General features: G+C 46.5%; 25 protein-coding genes. 4 read left to right on the forward strand and 21 right to left on the reverse strand.

What is annotated here, in order from left to right; all coding sequences use genetic code 11:
• Positions 1 to 8 precede the first annotated feature (8 nt).
• Positions 9 to 374 carry a Na+/H+ antiporter subunit G gene (locus CWI76_RS11330; protein WP_241968030.1) on the forward strand — a complete coding sequence of 122 codons (366 nt, stop codon included), beginning with the start codon at positions 9 to 11 and terminating at the stop codon, positions 372 to 374.
• Here CWI76_RS11330 and CWI76_RS11335 read toward each other — a convergent pair.
• The 13 genes from CWI76_RS11335 to queE form a co-directional block, all read right to left on the reverse strand.
• The gene (locus CWI76_RS11335; protein WP_126760460.1) at positions 353 to 1090 is read right to left on the reverse strand and encodes a hypothetical protein; all 738 of its coding nucleotides are present in this window, start codon (positions 1088 to 1090) and stop codon (positions 353 to 355) included. The two genes, CWI76_RS11330 and CWI76_RS11335, sit on opposite strands and share 22 nt — an antisense overlap.
• The gene (locus CWI76_RS11340; protein ID WP_126760461.1) at positions 1080 to 1565 is read right to left on the reverse strand and encodes a tetratricopeptide repeat protein; all 486 of its coding nucleotides are present in this window, start codon (positions 1563 to 1565) and stop codon (positions 1080 to 1082) included. Before CWI76_RS11340 ends, CWI76_RS11335 begins: the two co-directional genes overlap by 11 nt.
• A complete protein-coding gene (locus CWI76_RS11345; RefSeq protein ID WP_126760462.1) occupies positions 1558 to 1926 on the reverse strand; it encodes a DUF192 domain-containing protein in 369 nt (122 codons plus the stop codon). The genes CWI76_RS11340 and CWI76_RS11345 overlap by 8 nt, the downstream gene beginning before the upstream one ends.
• Positions 1923 to 2636: a type II secretion system F family protein gene (locus tag CWI76_RS11350; protein WP_126760463.1), complete on the reverse strand. Its 714-nt coding sequence runs from the start codon at positions 2634 to 2636 to the stop codon at positions 1923 to 1925. Before CWI76_RS11350 ends, CWI76_RS11345 begins: the two co-directional genes overlap by 4 nt.
• 77 nt (positions 2637 to 2713) lie before the next feature.
• Positions 2714 to 3589, reverse strand: a complete 876-nt coding sequence (locus CWI76_RS11355) for a type II secretion system F family protein (RefSeq protein ID WP_126760464.1) — start codon at positions 3587 to 3589, stop codon at positions 2714 to 2716.
• Complete coding sequence (locus CWI76_RS11360; RefSeq protein WP_126760465.1) at positions 3580 to 4752, reverse strand: TadA family conjugal transfer-associated ATPase; 1173 nt, start codon at positions 4750 to 4752, stop codon at positions 3580 to 3582. The genes CWI76_RS11355 and CWI76_RS11360 overlap by 10 nt, the downstream gene beginning before the upstream one ends.
• The gene (locus CWI76_RS11365; RefSeq protein WP_126760466.1) at positions 4742 to 5938 is read right to left on the reverse strand and encodes a type II and III secretion system protein family protein; all 1197 of its coding nucleotides are present in this window, start codon (positions 5936 to 5938) and stop codon (positions 4742 to 4744) included. The genes CWI76_RS11360 and CWI76_RS11365 overlap by 11 nt, the downstream gene beginning before the upstream one ends.
• Positions 5925 to 6680, reverse strand: coding sequence for a Flp pilus assembly protein CpaB (gene cpaB / locus CWI76_RS11370; protein WP_126760467.1), 756 nt, complete (start codon positions 6678 to 6680; stop codon positions 5925 to 5927). The genes CWI76_RS11365 and cpaB overlap by 14 nt, the downstream gene beginning before the upstream one ends.
• A gap of 166 nt (positions 6681 to 6846) precedes the next feature.
• Positions 6847 to 7359: a hypothetical protein gene (locus CWI76_RS11375; protein ID WP_126760468.1), complete on the reverse strand. Its 513-nt coding sequence runs from the start codon at positions 7357 to 7359 to the stop codon at positions 6847 to 6849.
• Positions 7350 to 7898 carry a hypothetical protein gene (locus tag CWI76_RS11380; RefSeq protein ID WP_126760469.1) on the reverse strand — a complete coding sequence of 183 codons (549 nt, stop codon included), beginning with the start codon at positions 7896 to 7898 and terminating at the stop codon, positions 7350 to 7352. The genes CWI76_RS11375 and CWI76_RS11380 overlap by 10 nt, the downstream gene beginning before the upstream one ends.
• Positions 7895 to 9112, reverse strand: coding sequence for a hypothetical protein (locus CWI76_RS11385; RefSeq protein ID WP_126760470.1), 1218 nt, complete (start codon positions 9110 to 9112; stop codon positions 7895 to 7897). The genes CWI76_RS11380 and CWI76_RS11385 overlap by 4 nt, the downstream gene beginning before the upstream one ends.
• Complete coding sequence (locus CWI76_RS11390; RefSeq protein ID WP_126760471.1) at positions 9084 to 9377, reverse strand: Flp family type IVb pilin; 294 nt, start codon at positions 9375 to 9377, stop codon at positions 9084 to 9086. Before CWI76_RS11390 ends, CWI76_RS11385 begins: the two co-directional genes overlap by 29 nt.
• 81 nt (positions 9378 to 9458) lie before the next feature.
• Entirely contained in the window at positions 9459 to 10151 is a 693-nt protein-coding gene (gene queE, locus CWI76_RS11395; RefSeq protein ID WP_126760472.1) for a 7-carboxy-7-deazaguanine synthase QueE, read from the reverse strand.
• A gap of 69 nt (positions 10152 to 10220) precedes the next feature.
• Here queE and queC point away from each other — a divergent pair, with 69 nt between their 5' ends.
• Positions 10221 to 10877, forward strand: a complete 657-nt coding sequence (gene queC / locus CWI76_RS11400) for a 7-cyano-7-deazaguanine synthase QueC (protein WP_126760473.1) — start codon at positions 10221 to 10223, stop codon at positions 10875 to 10877.
• Between the two features lies 1 nt (position 10878).
• Here the strand turns inward: queC and nagZ are convergent, their stop codons facing one another.
• A complete protein-coding gene (nagZ, locus tag CWI76_RS11405) occupies positions 10879 to 11910 on the reverse strand; it encodes a beta-N-acetylhexosaminidase (RefSeq protein WP_126760474.1) in 1032 nt (343 codons plus the stop codon).
• Positions 11911 to 12046: 136 nt separating this feature from the next.
• On the opposite strand from nagZ, the gene CWI76_RS11410 reads away from it, so the two are divergent.
• Positions 12047 to 13375 carry a S41 family peptidase gene (locus CWI76_RS11410; protein WP_198678621.1) on the forward strand — a complete coding sequence of 443 codons (1329 nt, stop codon included), beginning with the start codon at positions 12047 to 12049 and terminating at the stop codon, positions 13373 to 13375.
• On the opposite strand, the gene CWI76_RS11415 is transcribed toward CWI76_RS11410, so the two are convergent.
• Genes CWI76_RS11415 through serB form a run of 5 tightly spaced genes read right to left on the reverse strand, consistent with a single transcriptional unit; the run spans position 13372 to position 17876 of the window.
• On the reverse strand, positions 13372 to 14112 hold the full coding sequence (locus tag CWI76_RS11415; RefSeq protein WP_126760476.1) for an ABC transporter ATP-binding protein: 741 nt from the start codon (positions 14110 to 14112) through the stop codon (positions 13372 to 13374). The two genes, CWI76_RS11410 and CWI76_RS11415, sit on opposite strands and share 4 nt — an antisense overlap.
• Positions 14112 to 15065, reverse strand: coding sequence for a FecCD family ABC transporter permease (locus tag CWI76_RS11420; protein WP_126760477.1), 954 nt, complete (start codon positions 15063 to 15065; stop codon positions 14112 to 14114). The genes CWI76_RS11415 and CWI76_RS11420 overlap by 1 nt, the downstream gene beginning before the upstream one ends.
• A complete protein-coding gene (locus tag CWI76_RS11425) occupies positions 15062 to 15817 on the reverse strand; it encodes a TroA family protein (protein ID WP_157980831.1) in 756 nt (251 codons plus the stop codon). The genes CWI76_RS11420 and CWI76_RS11425 overlap by 4 nt, the downstream gene beginning before the upstream one ends.
• A gap of 2 nt (positions 15818 to 15819) precedes the next feature.
• On the reverse strand, positions 15820 to 17181 hold the full coding sequence (gene radA, locus CWI76_RS11430) for a DNA repair protein RadA (protein ID WP_126760479.1): 1362 nt from the start codon (positions 17179 to 17181) through the stop codon (positions 15820 to 15822).
• 32 nt (positions 17182 to 17213) lie between these two features.
• Positions 17214 to 17876 (reverse strand): phosphoserine phosphatase SerB, encoded by a 663-nt coding sequence (gene serB, locus CWI76_RS11435; RefSeq protein WP_126760480.1) that lies wholly within the window; start codon positions 17874 to 17876, stop codon positions 17214 to 17216.
• 178 nt (positions 17877 to 18054) lie between these two features.
• Between serB and CWI76_RS11440 the strand changes: the two genes are divergently transcribed.
• Positions 18055 to 18522 (forward strand): hypothetical protein, encoded by a 468-nt coding sequence (locus CWI76_RS11440; protein WP_126760481.1) that lies wholly within the window; start codon positions 18055 to 18057, stop codon positions 18520 to 18522.
• Here the strand turns inward: CWI76_RS11440 and CWI76_RS11445 are convergent.
• Positions 18512 to 19291, reverse strand: a complete 780-nt coding sequence (locus tag CWI76_RS11445; RefSeq protein WP_157980832.1) for a TatD family hydrolase — start codon at positions 19289 to 19291, stop codon at positions 18512 to 18514. The genes CWI76_RS11440 and CWI76_RS11445 overlap by 11 nt on opposite strands.
• A 25-nt stretch (positions 19292 to 19316) precedes the next feature.
• Positions 19317 to 20912 (reverse strand): peptide chain release factor 3, encoded by a 1596-nt coding sequence (gene prfC, locus CWI76_RS11450; RefSeq protein ID WP_126760483.1) that lies wholly within the window; start codon positions 20910 to 20912, stop codon positions 19317 to 19319.
• Between the last annotated feature and the right edge of the window lie 80 nt (positions 20913 to 20992).

A 20992-nucleotide genomic window follows, 5' to 3' on the forward strand; every position in this document is an offset into this window, starting at 1 on the left:
CATAACATATGAATATGACAGAACTCCCTGGCTGGGCAGATTGGTTGGTTTCAAGTCTGATCATTATAGGCGCCCTCTTTGCCTTGATAGGCTCGGTAGGCCTTGCGCGCTTACCTGATTTTATGGCGCGTTTACATGCACCAACCAAAAGCACAACATTAGGTGTTGGTGGTGTTATTCTCGGTTCTATTGTTTATTTTTCTGTCACTGCCACGTTCTCTTGGCATGAATTATTAATCACCATTTTCTTATTCTTAACCGCTCCCATTAGTGCGCATTTGCTTGCCAAAGCCGGTCTTCATCTTGAATTAAAGCGTGTTGAAAATACACGTGACCTGCGCGCACAACCTAATCAATATTCTGATGAAGATTGATATGGAGTCGGACCTTCTGGTTCAGATTCCATGTGCGCTGCAAGCTTACTATATTGTTGATTGATTTCGTTAAGTAACTTAGTCAATTCGTCAACCCGCAACGGGTTTGGAGCAATTTTATCAACCGTCACATGGCTATCGATGGCTAGCCACGCCATCGTTGCTGTTGTCGTTCGTAATCGATCCGGTTCACTCGGTGTTTTCACCTCGGCTTCTCGCACATAAACATCTCGAGCGCGAACTATATTGTGACTATCTAGAGAAAGATTTGACGCCATGGTTGAGCTTTCGAAACGATAAATACCTTCAACTTCATTCAGTGGCGTCGACATCCCCATTACCGCATCAATTTGATCTTCGGATAGTTCAACATGCGGATGACTTAACCCATTTCTCAATAACTCGATTTGTGTGGCGTTTAATTGCGTCCAGCTTAATCTGAAGCAGTTTTGCTCTGCAAACCCGGATAAGAAATCCGGTGCGGGTGTCAGATCAAACGTTAGAGCTAATTCGGTAAGTGATTGTGGCCACACATCGAACTTCCGATAATAATGGGCCGCCGCTTGTTGCCAAAACCACCAGACTGAGTGTTCATATCGCAACTTTTCAAGCTCGACAACTTGCTTACTAGGAGGTAACGGCATCATCGCGGCAGCGACAATAAGTACGATGGCAACAAATAGAGGAGTAAATAATCCCGCTTGTCTAACGCTCAATGCTGCTCTCCAGAATCAAACTGGATACACCATGCAGATGAGCAAGCTCCTGCAACAGCAATCGATAATTCGCATTGAAAGTTACATTGCTCTCATTGGGCTCCAAATAAGGTAATCCCGTTATTAGTAACTCGGTTGCTTGGCGCAGTTTGACAGCAGCTAGATTATGCCAAATTTGAGGTTGCTCAGCGCGCAGCGACAAACATTTTTGGTAGGCGTTATCGGCCGCTCGGTAGCTATTTAATCGATAGTAAACGTGCCCTAACAAACACCAACTTTCGCGGTGATTTGGCTGCGCTTTAATGACTTTTTGCAGAAAACCCTCTGCGGTATGCAAATCACCTTGCTGGTAGACATCGCTCGCGATTGAATAGTGTTGTTCAACCGAAGAAAAGTTCACATCGTTTGTGGTTTTGCAGCCACTCGTAAGTATGACCAAGGCGAGTAGGATAAACAGATAGGAGTAGTTAGTCATAAACCGGCTCCTTTACACAGAACTTGAGTGTTTGACCTTGCCAAAATTCTAAAGGAAGTGGACATCCGGCTTCACACTCAATGATGGAGTCAACACCTGTCAGTCGCACCACATTAGCGGGTTGAACATTGCGCACTACTTTCACTATTTTAAGTTGCTTATCCAATCCTATTACATCGATCGCAAAACGCATTCCCCAGGTATGAATAGCGCTACACCGAGGAAACCAAAATGCTCGTTGGGGTGATGCAACTCGCAGATAAAGCATTCCTACCAGACGCTGGGGGAAATACTCCATCACTTTGACATCACGCCAAATGCAGCGACCACTCGAATTAAGATAGAAACATCCCTGTTTCATATAACTCCTCCTTGGGTAAACCCGATAAACACCGGACCTAGTATCAGCAACATGGTTACGGGAAAAAAACAAAAGATAAGGGGTAACATTAATTTGACTGAAACTTCTTGCGCACGCTTTTCAGCTTCTAACAACTGTTGTTGGCGGAACTGATTCGCTTGCACTTTTAAAGTATTCGCTAATGCACCGCCGGTTTGGTGCGCTTGTAACACAGCGCCAGCAAATAAGCTGATCCACGGGTGGGGTATGCGATGAGACAATCCATCAACAGCTTGATGCAGCGAATAACCACTTTGCTGCAGCCGGTGAAGCCTTGAAATTTCGGTGGCGGCAGACAAATCATTCGGGATGTTTTGCAGCGCATGGAGTGCGGCTCGAAACGATAATCCGGAGTGCATCAACATGGCAACCATATCAAGCGCACTAGGCCACTGCCTTAACACTTTTTTCAGATAGACTTGTCGTCGGTTACGGCGTTCAATCACCACAATGGCTAGCGGCAAAAGAACACTGAGTTTTATCAACGAACCAATTGGCAAACTCACAATGAGTAAAATCGTCAGAACGACGAGAATACGATGGAGTAACCATTCAGAAGGGCTTTGTTCGGGAACTGACTGCTGCGCCAACCTAGTAATCGTCGAGGTTAAGTTTTCGGGCAATGCGTTAAGTAACGCATTGAGCCCTCGTTTCAGCAGGCTGACTTTCATTGCAAAGACCAATAACGCCAATCCATAAGGCCGAAATGGTCACGCTGGTCACCATTAAAACCACCCACATTAAATTATCAATTGGCATAGGCATCGCCTAAAATTTTTCGAATGAGGAAATGCCCTAACATCATCAATCCAGCGCTGGCTGCCAGTAAATAATGACCAGGCTCGGTTTGAGTTAGCATGACGGTGTTTTCAGGGTGCAAAAAATGTAGCGCTGTAAAAAGGCCAAGAGGAAGTAGCATCATAACTTTTCCTTGCAATCGAGCTTGCGCAGATAAACTCTTTACCCGCTCTATTGCATACTGCTGCTGCCTTAAAGTTACCGCCAATCGCTGGAGAATATCCGCTTGCTGAGAGCCATGCTGTATACCGAGTTGCATCGTTAGTAACATCTGCAAAACCGCTTCGGTATTAACTCGCAGATAGAAGCTCTTGAGCGCAACAATTGGCGTCTCACCTGTGCGCATTCTGCGAATAACGAGTAGCCATTCGTATCTCAGTGGCGCTGCAACCTGCAATCCGCTGCGCTCAAATGCTGCATTGAAGCTAAGTCCGGCCTGCATTGCCGTTACCAGAAGATCAATAGCGTCTGGAAGTTGAACGGTGATAAGACGATGTCGTCGCGCCAGCAAATAATTTTTCGTCACTATCGCAGCGACAGCCATGCCGCATCCGACTAGAAAACTGATTAGAGCAGAGGAGATTAAGCCAATGATCATCAATAGCGGCAAAACGAGCAACGCTAGTCTTTCCCAAAATATTTTAGCCGGTAAGTAAATTAAGAAATCTGCAAGCGATTGCTCGGTACTATCTTTCAACCACTTTTGTGCGGGATTTTTCCACCGCGAAATCATGGTAATCACGAGGACAACGGACGTTAAATAAACGCATGCTAATGCAACAATTACGAGTGCTCCGATTGTTAACCCCATGTCGGTTAATGCCATGTAGAAAGCACTCCTGTGGCCATACACTGATTCATCTCTCGAATAAACATTTGATTCATTTGGATAACATCGGCATCAACTCCCGACACTTCGGAAATTTCACGAATGACCCGAGCGCCTTCATTTGTGCGCTGAATTTGGATAATGACATCGATCGCCGATGCAATTTGTTGCCGAATTGCCGACAGAGGAATCTCAAGACCTGCCATAAGAACCATAACTTCAAGCCGCCGAATTGCGTCACGAGCACTGTTAGCGTGTAAGGTTGTTAATGAGCCTTCGTGACCTGTATTCATTGCTTGCAACATATCTATCGCTTCAATACCACGGCACTCACCGACAATGATTCGGTCGGGGCGCATCCTAAGCGCATTGATCAATAAGTCGCGAATCGATATTTTTCCGTTTCCTTCGGCGTTTGGAGGTCTCGCCTCAAGCGCTATTAAGTTTTGATGTGACAGCTGTAGTTCAGCGGCATCTTCAATCGTGATGACCCGTTGATGCGATGGAATGACGCCTGCCAACGTATTAAGAAGCGTCGTTTTTCCGGTACCAGTACCTCCTGCGATTAAAATATTCCGGCGCTCAACCACACATCGAAGCAAATAGTCAGCAGCTTCAGTCGATAGCACACCTTGACGAACCAAGTCATCAAACTGCAGTCGCTTTGCTAGAAACTTTCGAACTGTTAAACAGCTGCCTCTAAGTGCCAATGGAGATAACACCGCATTTATGCGAGAACCGTCAGGCATGCGCGCATCAACCATCGGTTGCGAACTGTCTAATCGACGTCCCAGCGGCGTAATAATTCGATCAATAACGCGCAGCAACTCTTCTTCACTTGAAAATGAAATTGGGCAGCGGGACAGTTGCCCTTCCTTCTCGACGAAGATTGTTTGAAAGTCATTTACCATGATCTCGGAAATCGCATTATCATGAAGCAAGCTGGTCAAGGGACCGAAACCGATGCAGTCATTTACGATATTCTCTATAGCTAATGATAATTCGTTCGCATCATTAACCGACAAACTAGTCTGATAGTTTTCTAAAATATTGACCGCATGCTGTTGCAGTTCTGCAGCTGACATTTGCTCGATATTTTGTTCACTTCGTTGCAAAGTTTGTCGCAGATGTTGCCGCGCTAAATCACTATTAAAAGCCATCGGTTAACCCCACGCAGGTTGCGTTATCACGAAATGATTTAATTAATGACTTCGCATGCTCATGTGATTGTTGAGTTTGACGTTGGTGTGATTGCAGCAACGGCGTCACAACTACGAATAACTCGGTTTCAGCATCACGAAATTCGCGCGATGAAAATAACTCTCCTAAGATCGGAATTTGATGCAGTAAGGGAAACGATTCCGCCTGCAACGATTGTTCTTGACTGAGTAATCCGGACAAAATAATGGCTTCGCCACTCTTGGCAGTAATCAGGCTGCTCACTCGTCGAGTTAGCATTCCTGGAATTCCTTGAATAGCGGTTGCCGGATCTATTGTGCTGATCTGTGCTTTAATCTCTGTTGATATTTGACCACCGCCCAGATCATGAGGCGACATGGATAAAGAGATGCCGTAATCACGAAACTCGACATCCTGTGCTCCTTGCGTCAGAACTTGGGGGATTGGAAACTCTCCGCCAACAAGAAAGTCTGCTTGCCCACCACTAGCGGCAATCAACTTCGGTTCAGCAAGTATTCGTGCATGTCCATTTTGGACAAGTAAATTTACCGTCGAGAGTAAAGTAATCGGAAACGTTACCCACTGCGCGCTCGCATCACTAAGGGTTGGGCCACTTATTGAATGCTGCCACTTAATTCCCAGGTGTTGAGCGCTTTGTCGTTTCACTTCAAGAATGGTGACCTGCAACTCGATCATTTGATCGATAGCGGCAGGCACTTCACTCACCTGAATTAACCAATCCGGATAATCAATTATCGCCCGCTTAAATTGCTCCAGTTCGAGTTGGGGTAATTGTCCAGAAATGACTGTCGTACCCGCTTTCTCGTCAAACTGTAATTGCGAGTACTGTTGCTTAAGCCACTGTAAGTGAAGCTGTTCTTTTTTATCCAACGGCGCATTAACGACTATTGGAATTTTATCATTACTCCCAGACTCGTAACGAACCAGCAGCTCGGTATATCCAGAAGAGATAGCTTTAATAACCAAATCATGTGGTGGCAATAATTCCACTTTCAGTAAGTTTTCATTTCCCACGACAACATCAGAAACGCCCTTGAGCGAAATAATTTGCGTTTCTCCTACTTTCAGGCTCAAGGTATTTAAGGCATGAGCGGAATTGACACTTATCACCAGAATGATCGCGAGAAATAGATTAATAGATCGCATCGAGCTCGACCTCCTTGGCAAAAAATCGATGTATCTTTATTGGGGGTGATGGCGCTACTGAAACATATGAGCTTTCGGCGTGTTGCAACCAAACTTCAAAATTCTGCATTCTCATCGTCTCAAACTTAGCAGCTTGCTCCGCGGTCAATTCAAATGTCATTGTGCTAGGCAAATAGTGCGAGGGGTTGACGTCGATCTGTGCATGGTCATCAAAGTTGTCCATTGCAATCACGGGAATATTAACCAAGACTAATGGCTTATTATTTTCTTGGAAGTTACTCCCTCGAAGCGTTACTTTGTCACCAATTTTGACCAGTCCGTTGTGCAACTGCTGCACGGAAACTAGACTTGTTACAGCATAAAATCCAGGGCGTAATTTCGCCGCAAATCGCGGTGTTTGATAGGGCTCAATTGCATTAGCCGTAAGCGGCTCTCCGCGATCAATAAATCGGCTGGAGGCTAACCCGAGTATACTCGGAGCATCTTCGGGGCGGAGCCATCCATCTTGTACTAAGCTTTGCGGAAAGTTTCGAATCACCAACGTATCAGCATTAATAATTTCCCCAACTAAAATGTCGCGTTGGGTAACTAATATGCCAAGCTCTTGTTCACGTTGCTCTTCGACTTCAATCGACGCTTGCTCGGCAACATAGCCAGTGACTAACTGATAGCTTGCAAGACTCAGAGCCAAACTCAGCATAACCAGCGCAGCGAGCTTTGCTTTCGGAGTTAAGGTCAACATGAGGCGTCACCAAACCAACGGATTCAGGACAAAATACTGCCAAATCCAATCAACGTGTGCCGCTGTCGATTGAACGATATGCTTAACCATCGTCACAATTGAGTGTCCGGCCGATGTTACTGGGATAATCCAAATAATACTCCCCAACAACATCACCACTATGCTCTCAACGAGGCTTTGCCCTTGCTGTAATTTGGATGCTATGGGTAACTGTTTTCTGTTGTACCAACAGCACCGAGGTTTCTGGGTTTTCCAAGAGTATGTGATAACGTCCATGTTCTATTTCCTTAACAGATGCAAGGCGAGCACCATATCGAAAGCTAAATCCATCAGCTAAAGTTTTTGACCGGTGAGGAGACGCAAAGATTTCAATCCGATACTTTTCAAATTGCTGCGTCACAAGCTTCGTACCAAGCCAGGTATTTTGCGGTTGTAATGGTTGATCCCGCAATTTAAACGATTGCGCGAAGTAAGCGCCATTAAGTATCTGGATGTGCCAAATTTCATGTTCGCTCGCGCGACAATAGAAGTTCGCGCGTAAATCAGCGATTGGTTCACAGGAAAAATGTTCCACAAGCTGCGCCACCAAGTTTGCCTCGTTTAACTGCCACAGTGCGCCATGGCTATTCTCTGCCACCAATTGCGCATGAGCTAACATCCACGATGCAATTAGCGACATACTGGGTCGACACAGCGCAATTCGTAGGGCGTGATATCCGCATCCACTTTACCAAGAACCAGCGAGTCATGACTAAGCTCCTTGGCAATCGGCAATACCCCAACAACATCGAGTACATTACTCAAGCCAACTTGGTTTAAATAGTGGCTCAAAGTTAGCGATTGTGGATAAGATAACAGTTCAGCATTGTTATCTAGCTGCCACCCATCTGTTAATCGCGCTAATTGATAAGGTGATTGTTCGGATGCGACATAATAAAGATTGTCCAAACCTAAATTTAGTGCGGTATAGCGATTCAAAGGCGCTAGTACCGGCTTGACTTGCGCACTAAATGCATCTGACGGCTGACGTTGCCAGGAGCTGTCAGATATCGGCTGTAAGATCTTGCCTCGTAATTCATTAAGCTCCTGGTGCTGCGAAAACAAAGTTCCGTGCACCTTTTCAATACTGAAGGACAAAGTAACAGCAACGAGCCCAAGTATTAGAATAAACTCAACCATACCTTGCCCATATTCGTTATTTAATGACGTGTATTTCATAGAGAATCCTGCGCAAAGCGGCTCAAAATTAGTTTTTCTTGTGCACTAAGTGACTGTAGTTCTGGTTCCCAAAGCGCATTAAACATGTTCGCTCGCTCAATTGAGATTTTGGCTCTTGGCATGATTGTTTGCGGCCGTGAAAATCGAATTCCTGCTTTCGAGATAACGTGATCGAATTTAATAATGACGGAAGGCCAATCACTCGGATCTAACCGTTCACGACTAAAATAGTAAGGTGTATCTGTAGTTCCCAATCGTTGCTGATTAATCAGCGCCAGTTGCGTCGCTCGAGGATTAAGTCGGCGGCTTTCGCCAAATTGATTTTCATTGACGTTGTTTAATAATCTATTCTGATAGGTCGTGCCGTCACCCCAAGGAATTTCCTCTCGCTTAAACAGTAGGCGCAGATGCAGTGCTACCGTATCCATAGACTGCCATGCCCACTGCCCATTTTTACTGGCAACAAGTTCACTACCACCCGCTTTTTGCGCTTTAATTAAACCGCCATCAAACCATTTATAGCTGCGGCTTTTAGAGAAAGGGTCACGGCTATTCTGTGTCATCTCCAACAACAACCCATCATCTCTGGAGGCATGTTGGAGCGGCAGGTATCGCCACCACAACCATGGAAACTTTAAAATTCCTGGAGCATGCAATAACGTCCATGAATGCTGCTCAATTTTTTGAACCTGGGCGATTTCTGCAAGACTCTTCGGTATCATCATGGCGAATGAAGCCCGAATCATCCATTGCGCGGTTTGTAGCGAGGCTAGCAGCGCTCGCTGCATCATTAACGCGCTGTTAATAATCCTATTTATAGGCCTCTCTATATGGTTTACCGCCGTTGCTAAATGACGTGTAATGACATTCACATAGGGGATGATACTACTCACTAATGCGAGCCTTTCAGTAGCTGAGTTGAGGTTGCTCAACCAACTCGCTAATCCCAATAATTGCCCTTGGGCAACGTGATTCGCAATTAACGCACGATTGATAATCGCAATGAGGTTAAACTCGCGCGCAATAATGGTTGCCGCGCTTATGGCCATATTGTCCGCCGCACTTTGCAGATGCCAACGTTGCTGAAGTCGTTGCTGCTGCGACACTATCAACACTAATAAAATTAACAATCCCGCAATGGCCGGTAATATCAGAACACTGACGTATCCACGATCACCTTGCATCTTAATTACCAGACTCAGTAACTTCGTCATAATTACCCAAACTGACATCTTGACGCCCAAGCGTACTTGCTCGTCTCGCCGCACTTCGAGCACTATTCAGCTGATTGGTTGAGCTTTGCCCTGTTATTTCGCTGGCCATGCCCGCTACTTGGCCACGTACAGTTTTCCCAAGCAACGAATAGACACCAATGGCAGCAACTGCAATTAGCGCAACGATGATAATGTATTCGGTCATACCCTGACCGAGGCTGCGACGTAACGCGGAAGGATAGGAAAGCTTTTGGGTAGTTCGCATCTGAGTTTCCTTATCGAAGGTTAGTTAGGAAACTCAGTGTAGCGCTACAAATTAGTGAGGCATTTGGTAGTCGGTTTTCACTTACTCAATATTAAGATACTTATGGAGCTGAACGGACAGACGCCAGTTGCGCTCAATACAAACTTTCATCGCTAACTCGGTTGCGCGAGGACGCTGACTAATTGGCTGCAATCCAATACTAACGCCCTCTCGCGGCGGACAGCTGGCTAATAACTTGTCAAGTTGATCAATGTGCTTTTGCATCGCCACTGGGTACTTGATCTCGTCGGCTCTTTTCATACAATCCGGGCGCACCATATAGCCACCTGGCATGTCGAGTTTAGGCGAAACGGTAACCCAGGTTGCATCAGTAACCTTTAATGGAAAAGTACCACTGGTTTCAATCTGTAATTTGAAGCCAGCTTGTTCGAGTGCCTCACCGAGCTGGGTTAAATCATACATAGCTGGTTCACCACCAGTGATAACGATATGACGCGCGCTATAGCCTTTTTGCCGCATAAGCTCGACCAGCTGTTCGGCCGTTGCATTCGCCCACTGCGCTGTTGGCTGAGTTTTTTCCGTAACCCGCGATAATGCCACCTCATCACTCACATGCTGTTCCCAAGTATGTTGCGTATCGCACCACGGACACCCTACAGGACACCCCTGCAAACGAATAAAAACTGCTGGAACTCCGGTGAAAATGCCCTCACCTTGAATGGTTTGGAACACTTCATTAATTGGATAGAGCGTATTAATAGGATTCTCCAACATCTTGAAAATAATTTAGGTTACAATATTCAGCGAATTTTAGCGTAAATTGAGTCAAATTAGGATCGTAACATGGCAAAAGTTGTCGTTATCTACTCTGGTGGTATGGATTCATTTACCGTATTGCACCATGCAGTACGCCACGGGCATGAAGTTTATGCACTTAGCTTCAACTACGGACAACGCCATGTGCGAGAACTTGATGCTGCAGCACGTGTTTGTCAGCAGCTTGGAATTCCGCATAAAGTGGTCGATATCACAGCGATAAATAGTCTATTAGCAGGAAGTTCTCTCACCTCCGATATTGAAATTCCTGAAGGTCATTACGCTGAAGCATCGATGCAATCAACAGTCGTTCCTAACCGAAATATGATTTTATTGTCGTTAGCGATTGGTTACGCCGTCAGTTTGGGCGCCGAAGCCGTTTACTATGGTGCACACTCAGGCGACCACGCCATTTACCCCGACTGCCGCCCTGAGTTTGTCGAAAAAATGAACGCTGTCAGCCTCATTGCTAACTACGAGCCAGTTCGAATTGAAGTACCATATTTGCGCAACAACAAAGCAGAAATATTGGCGGATGGTTTACGCATGAACCTTGACTACAGCCAAACCTGGACGTGCTACAACGGTCGTGAAAAGGCGTGTGGTAAATGTGGAGCCTGTGTTGAACGGCTTGAGGCTTTTGCAACGAATCAGGTAACTGATCCGCTGCAATATGAATCGTGAGTTAACGTTTGTCTTTCGCATTACTCATTTCAGTAAGTACCGCCTGAGCGCCATGCCAGCGAGGATGATTCTGCAACACATTCATCGTCATACCGGCGGGTTTACTGAGTTGCTGATAACAACGAGCCGCGTTTTTCTTCAGTTGTTCAAGCCGTGGCTCAATGGCATTGATTACTTCAATTGCGCCAGCCCTATCGTTACATACCAACACCATATCGCAACCAGCATCCAGCGCCGCATGGGCGCGTTCGCTCATGGTTCCTGCAACTGTCGCGCCAGCCATACCTAAGTCGTCACTAAAAATAATACCGTTGAATTGCAATTGCGCGCGCAAAATATCTTGCAGCCAATAACTTGAAAACCCAGCTGGCTTATCGTCGACTGCCGGATAGATAACGTGCGCAGGCATGACAGCATCGAGGCAGCTGGCAAGTTCGATAAACGGCGGCAAATCAGTTGCTAAAATTTCTTCCCAACTACGTTCATCAACAGGTATTTCAATGTGCGAGTCGGCGCGCACAGAACCGTGCCCAGGAAAGTGCTTACCGGTTGCCTTCATACCCGCTTGATGCATACCACGAATGAAAGCACGAGCAATTGGCGTTAACTGTTCAGCTTTCTGCGCAAATGCGCGATCGCCAATAACTTCACTTATGCCGTTCACATCGAGCACAGGAGCAAAGCTAATATCGATATCCAACGCTAAGACCTCAGCCGCCATTAACCAACCCAACTCTTGCGCCCAGTGTTGGGCTTGCCGTTCACTGTCAGCATAGCGACCAATTTCAGCCATTGCCGGAATAGCACTAAAACCTTCGCGGAAACGTTGCACCCGTCCACCTTCATGATCCACAGCTAAAATGAGTGGATTGCGAGCCGCAGCACGAGTTTGACGGACAAGTTCCAGCAATTGCTGATGATTTTCGAAGTTTCGACTAAAGAAGATCACGCCACCCACTGCAGGATGAGCTAATAGCTCACGTTCTGAGTCGGTTAATTCAGTGCCTTCAAGATCAATCATTACTGCGGTCATATAGCTATCTCTTATCTCCGTGTCGGCAGGCAGTGTGCCAAAATAAAAATCATCCGTCACTAGTCAAATCTTGGAGATTTAGTTAAAAATCTGTCATCTTATGAATACGTCGATTATCAACATAGAGATTATTCTTATGAAATCATCCGCCAAACTCGTCTTAACAAGTATTGCTAGTTGTTTAGTTTTAGCCGGCTGTGGGGGTGACGGCGATGTAACTGTAGGTCCTATCGTTGAACAGTGCAGCGCTCGCGGACAAGTCGACACCTTCTACGACTATATGCAAGAGGATTACTTGTGGAACGAAGATATGCCGACCAATGTTAATCCTGATAATTACAATAATATTTATGATTTGCTGGAAGCTTTGGTGGTACCGGAAGACCGGTACAGCTTTATTCTTACCGAAGAGGAATATCAAAGTCGCTTTGTTGACGCTGAGTATGCTGGTTTTGGTTTCAGTTCAAGATTAACGCTCGATGACCGTGTATTCATCAATTATGTCTACGCAGATTCTCCGGCCGAAATTGCCGGTATGAAACGTTCCGATGAGATAACACATATCAATGGCGAATCGGTGCAAACACTGATTCAGCAAAATCGTTATCAAGAAGCCCTCGGTGGCGATGAAACTGGCGTAAGCGTTGAATTAACTTGGCGAGATATGGATGGTGTCAGCTACACCGATGTACTCACCAAAGAAATTGTCGAAACCAATACGGTACTAGCGACTGAGCGCTTCTTAATCGACGGCAAAGAAGTTGGTTATTACGTATTGAACAGCTTTATTAACCGCACCGGTGAAGACTTAAATAGTGCTTATGACCAATTTATGGGCGTCGATGAGTTGGTGATTGACCTTCGTTATAACGGCGGTGGTCTTACTCGTTATGCAAACCAAGCATCGACACAAGCTGCTGGCGATACAGTCATTGGTGAGGTATTCACCAAATATCTGTTCAATGCCAATAATACTGACTCCAATTTCATCGAGCAATTTCAACTATATGATGGCATTCAACAACTAAATTTGAACCGTGTCTATATTTTGACTACGGGTGCGAGTTGTTCCTCATCTGAGTTAATCATTAACTCTTTAGATCCGTACATTGACGTCCTTGTTATTGGCCAACCTACCTGTGGTAAGCCGGTTGGACAGATTCCTGAGTTGATTTGCGACAAACGCGCTTTTGTGGTGAATTTCGAAACCGTGAATGCTATCGACGAAGGTCGTTATTATGACGGTTTAGCGCCGAATTGTAGTGCAGACGATGTACTCGTTGGTGACTGGGGCGACGAAAATGATCCGATGTTGCAAGCTGCGGCTTATCACATTACATACGGACAGTGTCAGCCGGCTGCCACAATTTCTGACAAAGACACACGTCGCTCGCTCACTGAACAGCAGTTAGATGAGCAACGTCGCCCAACGAAACTGCCAGATTTGTGGCGTCAAGAACACTAAAGACGGCGAGCAAGCATTGCAACGCCATTTCGATTGCATAACCAATCCACACTAACCTTGTATGCCAGTGCAAGGTTAGTGTCGGATAACACCTGGTTAGGCTCACCACTTGCAAGTAATTGCCCTTCGTGTAACAACATCAATTCATCGCAATATTGCGCGGCAAGTGCGAGGTCATGCAGCGCAACGAGAACCAGTTTACCCTGCCCGCTCATCGCTTTTAGCCAGTCCATCACTAACAACTGATAGTTTAAATCGAGGCTTGCTATTGGTTCATCAGCCAGAATCAATGGCCGATTCATCGCGTTGACGCAGGCCAGCATCACACGGCGTTGCTCTCCGCCGGATAATTCGGTAATCGAACGATTCATCAACGTTTGCAAATGAAAGTCGTCGATACTTCGTTCACGCCATGCCGTTAATGTTTGCGAAGATTCCTCAAGATTAACTTGGCTCGTCATAAGCAAATCACTAACCCGAACAGGCTCATGAAATTCATTTTTTTGCGAAAGGTATGCGAGTTGCTGGCGTTGTTCTGAAGGCGACCATCGAAACAGATCGTGACTGTGCCATAACGCAGCTCCTTTCGCCTTTTTCAGGCCACCCGCTAATATCGATAACAACGTCGACTTTCCGGAGCCGTTGGCACCAATAACACCTACTAATCGCCCAGCAGGTGCACGATAAGAGACACTTTGTAATCGCCGAGGATAAGAGATATTCGAAAGTTCAAGCATTACATACGTCCTGAGCGATGAAGTAACAACAACAGCCAGGGCGCGCCAATTAAGGCAATGACTACCCCCAGTTGTAGTTCAACTCGAGTATTGATGGTTTGTACGAGCGCATCAACCCCAACTAATAGCATTCCACCAACAAATCCGCTGCTATAAATAAGCGAGTTTGGCCGACGTATCCCCAATAATCGAACCAAATGCGGCGCCACCAAACCGATAAAGCCAATAATACCTGCGGTAACAACCGATGCTGATACAAGCAGTGCCGTAACCAGTAACAGCAAAAACCTCGACCAATACTCATTGAATCCAAGAGTTTGAGCTGTCGGCTCGTCAAAAATTTGAGCTTGAATATAACGACGTTGCGTGACCAGTATCAATAGACTAACAATAAGTAGTGGCAGAATTATCCAAACGTATGCCCAGCCACGGTTGGCAACCGAGCCCATTAACCACAGCGCCCATTCTTGAAAGGCAAATGGATTCGGGGCTAAGTTAAGCACCACCGCAATGAGAGCACCCGAAATAGCTGAAAGAGCAACGCCAACCAAAATGATTCGAACACCTTGCGGCTGTCGCCCCGACAATAACCATAATAGGCCTAATGTGACCATGCCGCCGAGTAGTCCAACAGCTGGTAGCCACCAGGACACCGGCCCGACTGCCCCCCAATACAATGTCGCAACGGTTGCAAGTGCCGCTCCACCGGCAATTCCTGTAATGCCGGGTTCGGCAAGTGGATTCCGAAGTAAAAGCTGCAAGATGCTTCCCGCTAATCCCAGAGCAACACCGTTACAGAAGGCTAACAATACGCGAGGTAACCTAATTTCAGTAAGAATAAAGCTTTCTAACTCATTGCTCGGCAATAACGACCAAGTTTCACCGCCGCTACCGAGGTGCCACAACATCATCAATAACGCGAAGACTAGAATTAAGAAACTACGAGTCATCATGGCATAACTACCAGAGTAATATATTCAAGGGCTCGCTGGGCTGGGCAGCCACTCACGGTCGACGGAATTTGCACTACTTTGCGCTTGGCGAGCCATGGTGATAGCGCGCCGTGCCACAACCATTCATTGGCGCGAGCATAGTCGTTAGAAAAACCGTCAAGTACCACTCGCTCAGGCTTTAATTGCAGTAATTGTTCTAAGTTGAGCTGTACAAGTTGATTCGACTCATCGGCCACTACGACGGTTATCTGGTTAGTTCTCAGCATGTCGACGATAAAGCTTTCACCACCCCAACTGTATTGATTCGGCATAATCACCAAAACTGACTCAATCAAGCTAGGTAACTGAGCTAATTGCTCTTGTTGCTGCTGTTGCCAGCTCTGCAAAGGTTGTTCAAGGTTAAGCGCTACACCAACTTGCTGAAGCGTTTGCTGCCATTGCATCCACGTATTTGGCTCTTCCACCAGAACAGCGCGCGTTGTCGCAGTCAGCTGCGCGACTAACCGCGGGTTCGTATAAGTTCCGTACAGCACAACATCCGGCGAAGCTCGAAGCACTCGCTCTAAGCGATTTCCATGGGCTGTACTCGGAATGAACTCCCAATTTGCAGGTAGCCATTGAGGTACCCAATCATCGAAGCATGGGTTGAGCGACACTAAACGCTGTGCTGCGGCAGTGGTACCCGTTGTTAATCCGATTAATAAAAGACTGATATAGCCTAATACTTTCCGTTGCCCGAGCTTTGAATGCACAATTAAGTTGCCTCAAGCGCTTCTTGCAAACTTTTCACACCGATCACTTCCATCCCTTCAATTTTATCTTTAGGTTTATTGGCGACCGGAACGATAGCTTTAGTGAAACCATGTTTAGCCGCCTCGTGGAGTCGAGCTTGACCATTCGGTACTGGCCGAATTTCTCCGGACAAACCAACCTCGCCAAACACGATAAGATCACGAGGCAACTCGGTTTCGCGAAAACTGGAAACAATTGCGAGCAATAGCGCAAGGTCGGCGCCAGTTTCCATCACACGCACACCACCAACAACGTTTACAAAAACATCTTGGTCTGACATGTGCAACCCGCCATGACGGTGCAGCACTGCCAATAACATAGCTAAGCGCGTTGTTTCCATACCCACAGCAACGCGTCTTGGATTAGCAAGCTGACTCACATCAACCAGCGCTTGCAATTCAACCAACAAGGGACGCGTTCCTTCCCAGATAACCATCACCACCGAACCGCTACCGTGTTGCTCGCCACGCTGTAAGAATATCGCCGATGGATTCGTGACTTCTTTGAGACCTTGTCCTGTCATCGCAAAAACGCCGAGCTCGTTGGCAGGGCCAAAGCGATTTTTATGACCACGAAGCGTTCTAAACCGGGAATCAGTATCGCCTTCCAGCAATATTGAGCAGTCGATACAATGCTCCAGCACCTTTGGTCCAGCTAGCGAGCCATCCTTGGTAACATGGCCAACCATAATTATCGCAACGCCCTTTTGTTTCGCATACCGCGTGAGATAAGCAGCGCATTCACGAACCTGTGAAACACTGCCAGGTGCCGACTGAATATCAGCCAAATGCATCACTTGAATAGAGTCGATAACCATCACCCGAGGTTGTTCTTGGTCAGCAAGGTCGCAAATCGTCTCAACCGAAGTTTCGGCCAACATGCGAAGTTTGTTTGTTGGCAACGATAGACGTTGCGCGCGTAAAGCTACCTGCTGCAATGACTCTTCACCAGTGATATACAAAACATTCATCTGGTCTGCCAAGCGACACATGGTTTGTAGTAACAAAGTACTTTTACCAGCGCCCGGCGAGCCACCAATAAGAATGGCAGAGCCTGGCACAATGCCGCCACCAAGAACTCGGTCGAATTCGGTGAAGCTACTGCTAAATCGAGGTAGCTCTTCTAAATCCACTTCATTCAATGTCTGCACTTTTGCAAGCGTAGCGCCAGCATAGCCGCGGCGTTCAGCACCAGTTGCTTTGACGCTTCCTAATCGCACCTCAGTGATGGTATTCCATGCTTTGCACTCAGGACACTGCCCCAGCCATCTAGCAAAGTCAGCGCCACAATCATTGCAGACATATGCTGTTTTCGTTTTTGCCATCGTTTAAATTTTTCCTTTAAAACTGTTCGATCTTATTTCGTAGCTAAAGTCTGTTGCTCAAAATAATCGATAACAGCTGATAAATCGGGAACATCGATACACAGGTCGGCCACATTTCGTAGCGCCGGCTTGGCGCAAAACGCGATGCCAAAGTTGGCAGCTTCAAGCATAGGAATATCATTTGCACCATCACCGATTGCAATCGTTTGCCGTTTGTCTATGCCGAGTTCATTAGCCCAGTTCACGAGACATTCAGCTTTCGTTTTTGCATCAACAATCGGCTCCGCAACCTCCCCAGTTAACCGGTCTGCGTTCCACAGCAACGTATTAGCGCGACAGAAACGTAAGCTCAATTGCTCCTGTACCTTGTCTGTAAACCAAGTAAAGCCACCAGATACCAGCCCGACATGCCAGTGATGCTGCTGCAACCAACGTACGAGGTCCTCTGCGCCTGGCGTGAATGGGATTGGCTCGAAGAGTGTACTTAATTGCTTTGCTGTCACTCCAGTTAACGCTGCAACTCGCGCCCGCAAGCTTTCAGAGAAATCCAATTCACCTCGCATCGCACTCTCAGTAATTGCGCTCACCGTATCCTTACAACCAGCAAGTGCCGCTATTTCATCAATACATTCGATAGTGATTAGGGTCGAATCCATATCAAAAACAACGAGACCGGGTTTTGAAAAATCGGGCATGAAGGGTTCGCCTTAAATGTTAAGTAGGTTGCTAAGCACAAGCAATTCAACGTATATTTGCCGCATGATAAAAATCCCTACTCATGTTAACAGTCTATTCAAACTTGTCTATCGGCGAGGGCGCCGATTCGGGCTCGCGATACTGTTGATATTACTCATTGAGCAGTTGTGGAGTGCCATGCACACCACTAGTCTGCAGGAGTTTCAATCACACAGCCACCAATTAATGAGTTTAACCGCTGAACAAGCCGCTGCCGAAGCTCGTTATTGGATAACGGTAGACGATACCGAGAGTCTCGAACAATTAGTGTCACAACTGCAACTTAAACCGTTTATTGCGGCAGCACAAATTCAAAACCGCTTTGGTCAAGCAATCACCTCTTCGCTTGCCCAGGCCGAAAGTGACCAAGTTGAGCAAGCACTAGTTCTCGTTGAAGAAGTTATGGATGGTGATCGAGTTATCGGTTATTTGACGTTAACTGTTGATGAGTCATTGTTGCTTGAAGCGCCGGTTAAAACGCACGCCTATCTAACCTTCTACGGTCAGTTTTTATTAGGATTTGCGGTTCTGGCAGGTATTTTTATGGCCATCACCTTTAATCGTTGGCGATACCGACGTTCTGCGCTTCCTGAAACTACCGAATAGACGCGCCAAATAGACGACAGGTGTTATTCCAGATAACTTTTGCTAGTTGCTCTATCGGCTCGCCTCGTAGCTCACTGAGTTGTTCCAATACTCTAAAGCATTGTGCAGGCTCGTTCCGCTGGCCTTGAAATCCTTTCAATGGCATATCCGGTGCGTCAGTTTCAAGCACTAGATGATGGATATTGGCTTGTTGAATGGCTTGACGTGTCTTATTGGCTCGTGAATAGGTAATGGTTCCGCCAACTCCCAGCATAAATCCTAGATTAATCCATTCATTGGCTTGCTCTGCGCTGCCAGAAAAGGCATGGATGACCCCGGGAACTTCAGGTAGCTTATCTCGCACAGGTTTTAAAATTCGAAGTAATTCGGGCTGGGTTTTTCGATGGTGTAAAACGACACGGCGCTTAAACGTTACGGCTAAATCAACTTGAGCAGAGAATAGCTCGTATTGTTTTTTGTAGTCGCTCATATTAGCGTCGAGGCCAATTTCTCCCACGACAGCGCCCGGAGCGCTGTCGAGTTGTCGCGCTAACCAATCAAGATCTGAAGCTTGATGTTCTTCAATAAAATAAGGATGCAGGCCATATCCTTCAATAATCTCTATCGGCAGACAGTCATCAATCCATCGTTTATCACTGCTTAATTGGCGGGTGACACCAGGAACGAAAAGCCGCTTTACACCTTGCTGCGCAGCCCGTTGCATCACAGCTTCTCGATCCTGTTGAAAGGCGTCAAAATTAATGTGACAGTGACTATCAAACAATTTCACGACGCCCCCTTTGATGAGCCGTTATTTAGTGCTCCCGCGTATGGCTAAAGACGATATCTGGGTAACGCTCGGTAGCCAAGCTCAGATTCACCATGGTCGGTGCAATATAAGTTAGATTGTCACCACCATCGAGAGCAAGATTTGATTCCGCTTTACGGCGAAAATCGTCGAGTTTTTTAGCATCAGAACAACTGACCCAACGCGCCGTCGCAACATTAATATTCTCGTAAACCGCATCGACGTTATATTCCGACTTCAATCGATGAACAACCACATCAAACTGCAGCACACCCACCGCGCCAACAATCAGATCGTTATTACTCAGTGGGCGGAAAACCTGTACCGCGCCTTCTTCAGATAGCTGCACTAATCCTTTGAGCAATTGCTTTTGCTTCAACGGATCTTTTAAGCGAATACGGCGGAAGAGTTCTGGCGCAAAATTCGGAATGCCACTGAACTTAAACTGCTCACCGCCAGTAAAGGTATCACCAATTTGAATGGTACCGTGGTTGTGCAAGCCAATAATATCCCCCGGATATGCCTCTTCAACCTGCTCACGATCACCGGCCAAAAAGGTTAACGCATCGGCAATACGAACGTCTTTACCAATGCGTACTTGGTGCATTTTCATACCCTTCTCATACTTGCCTGAAACGATACGCATAAATGCCACACGGTCACGGTGCTTCGGATCCATATTCGCTTGGATTTTGAAAACGAAACCAGAGAAATCTGGGTGAGTCGCTGCAATAGCCTTCCCGTCATCGGTTTCACGCGCAAGCGGCGTTGGCGCCCAATCCACAAGGCCATCCAGCATGTGGTCAACACCAAAGTTACCCAATGCTGTACCAAAATAGACCGGTGTTAATTCGCCAGCCAAAAACATCTCAAGATCAAAACCGTTCGAAGCCCCTTTCACCAACTCAATTTGCATGCGTAATTCGTCGGCAAAATCGCCAATTCGCGAATCCAGTTCAGGGTTATCCAAGCCTTTGATTACGTCGACCTCTTGAATGCGGTGACCTTGACCGGTTTTGTAAAAAATAACCTCATCTTTAAGAAGGTGGTAAACCCCTTTAAAATTCTTGCCAGAACCGATTGGCCAAGTAATTGGCGCGCACATGATATTCAGAACATTCTCGACTTCGTCCAATAACTCAAGTGGATCGCGAATATCGCGGTCGAGTTTATTCATGAAGGTGATGATTGGTGTATCACGCAGACGTGTTACTTCCATCAATTTAATTGTGCGATCCTCAACACCTTTTGCGCCGTCAATCACCATGAGGCAAGAGTCGACTGCTGTCAGGGTGCGGTAGGTATCTTCAGAGAAGTCTTCGTGACCTGGAGTATCAAGCAAGTTGACCAAGGCATTTCGATAGGGAAATTGCATCACCGAGGTGGTCACCGAGATCCCCCGCTCTTTTTCCATTTCCATCCAGTCAGATTTCGCATGCTGACCCGATTTCTTGCCTTTCACCGTACCAGCTTTTTGAAGCTTTTGACCGTGTAACAATACTTTTTCAGTAATGGTCGTTTTACCCGCATCAGGGTGCGAGATAATAGCGAACGTGCGTCGCTTGGCGACTTCTTTGGCGATAACTTTGGCCAGATCTGACATGCTGAACTCTTTTTCCTAATGGATAAGTCAATATAAAGACAATAAATACGAAAGTGCCGCGAATTCTAACCGAATTCGCG

It is taken from the genome of Pseudidiomarina marina, assembly GCF_003987045.1.
GTDB lineage: Bacteria > Pseudomonadota > Gammaproteobacteria > Enterobacterales > Alteromonadaceae > Pseudidiomarina > Pseudidiomarina marina.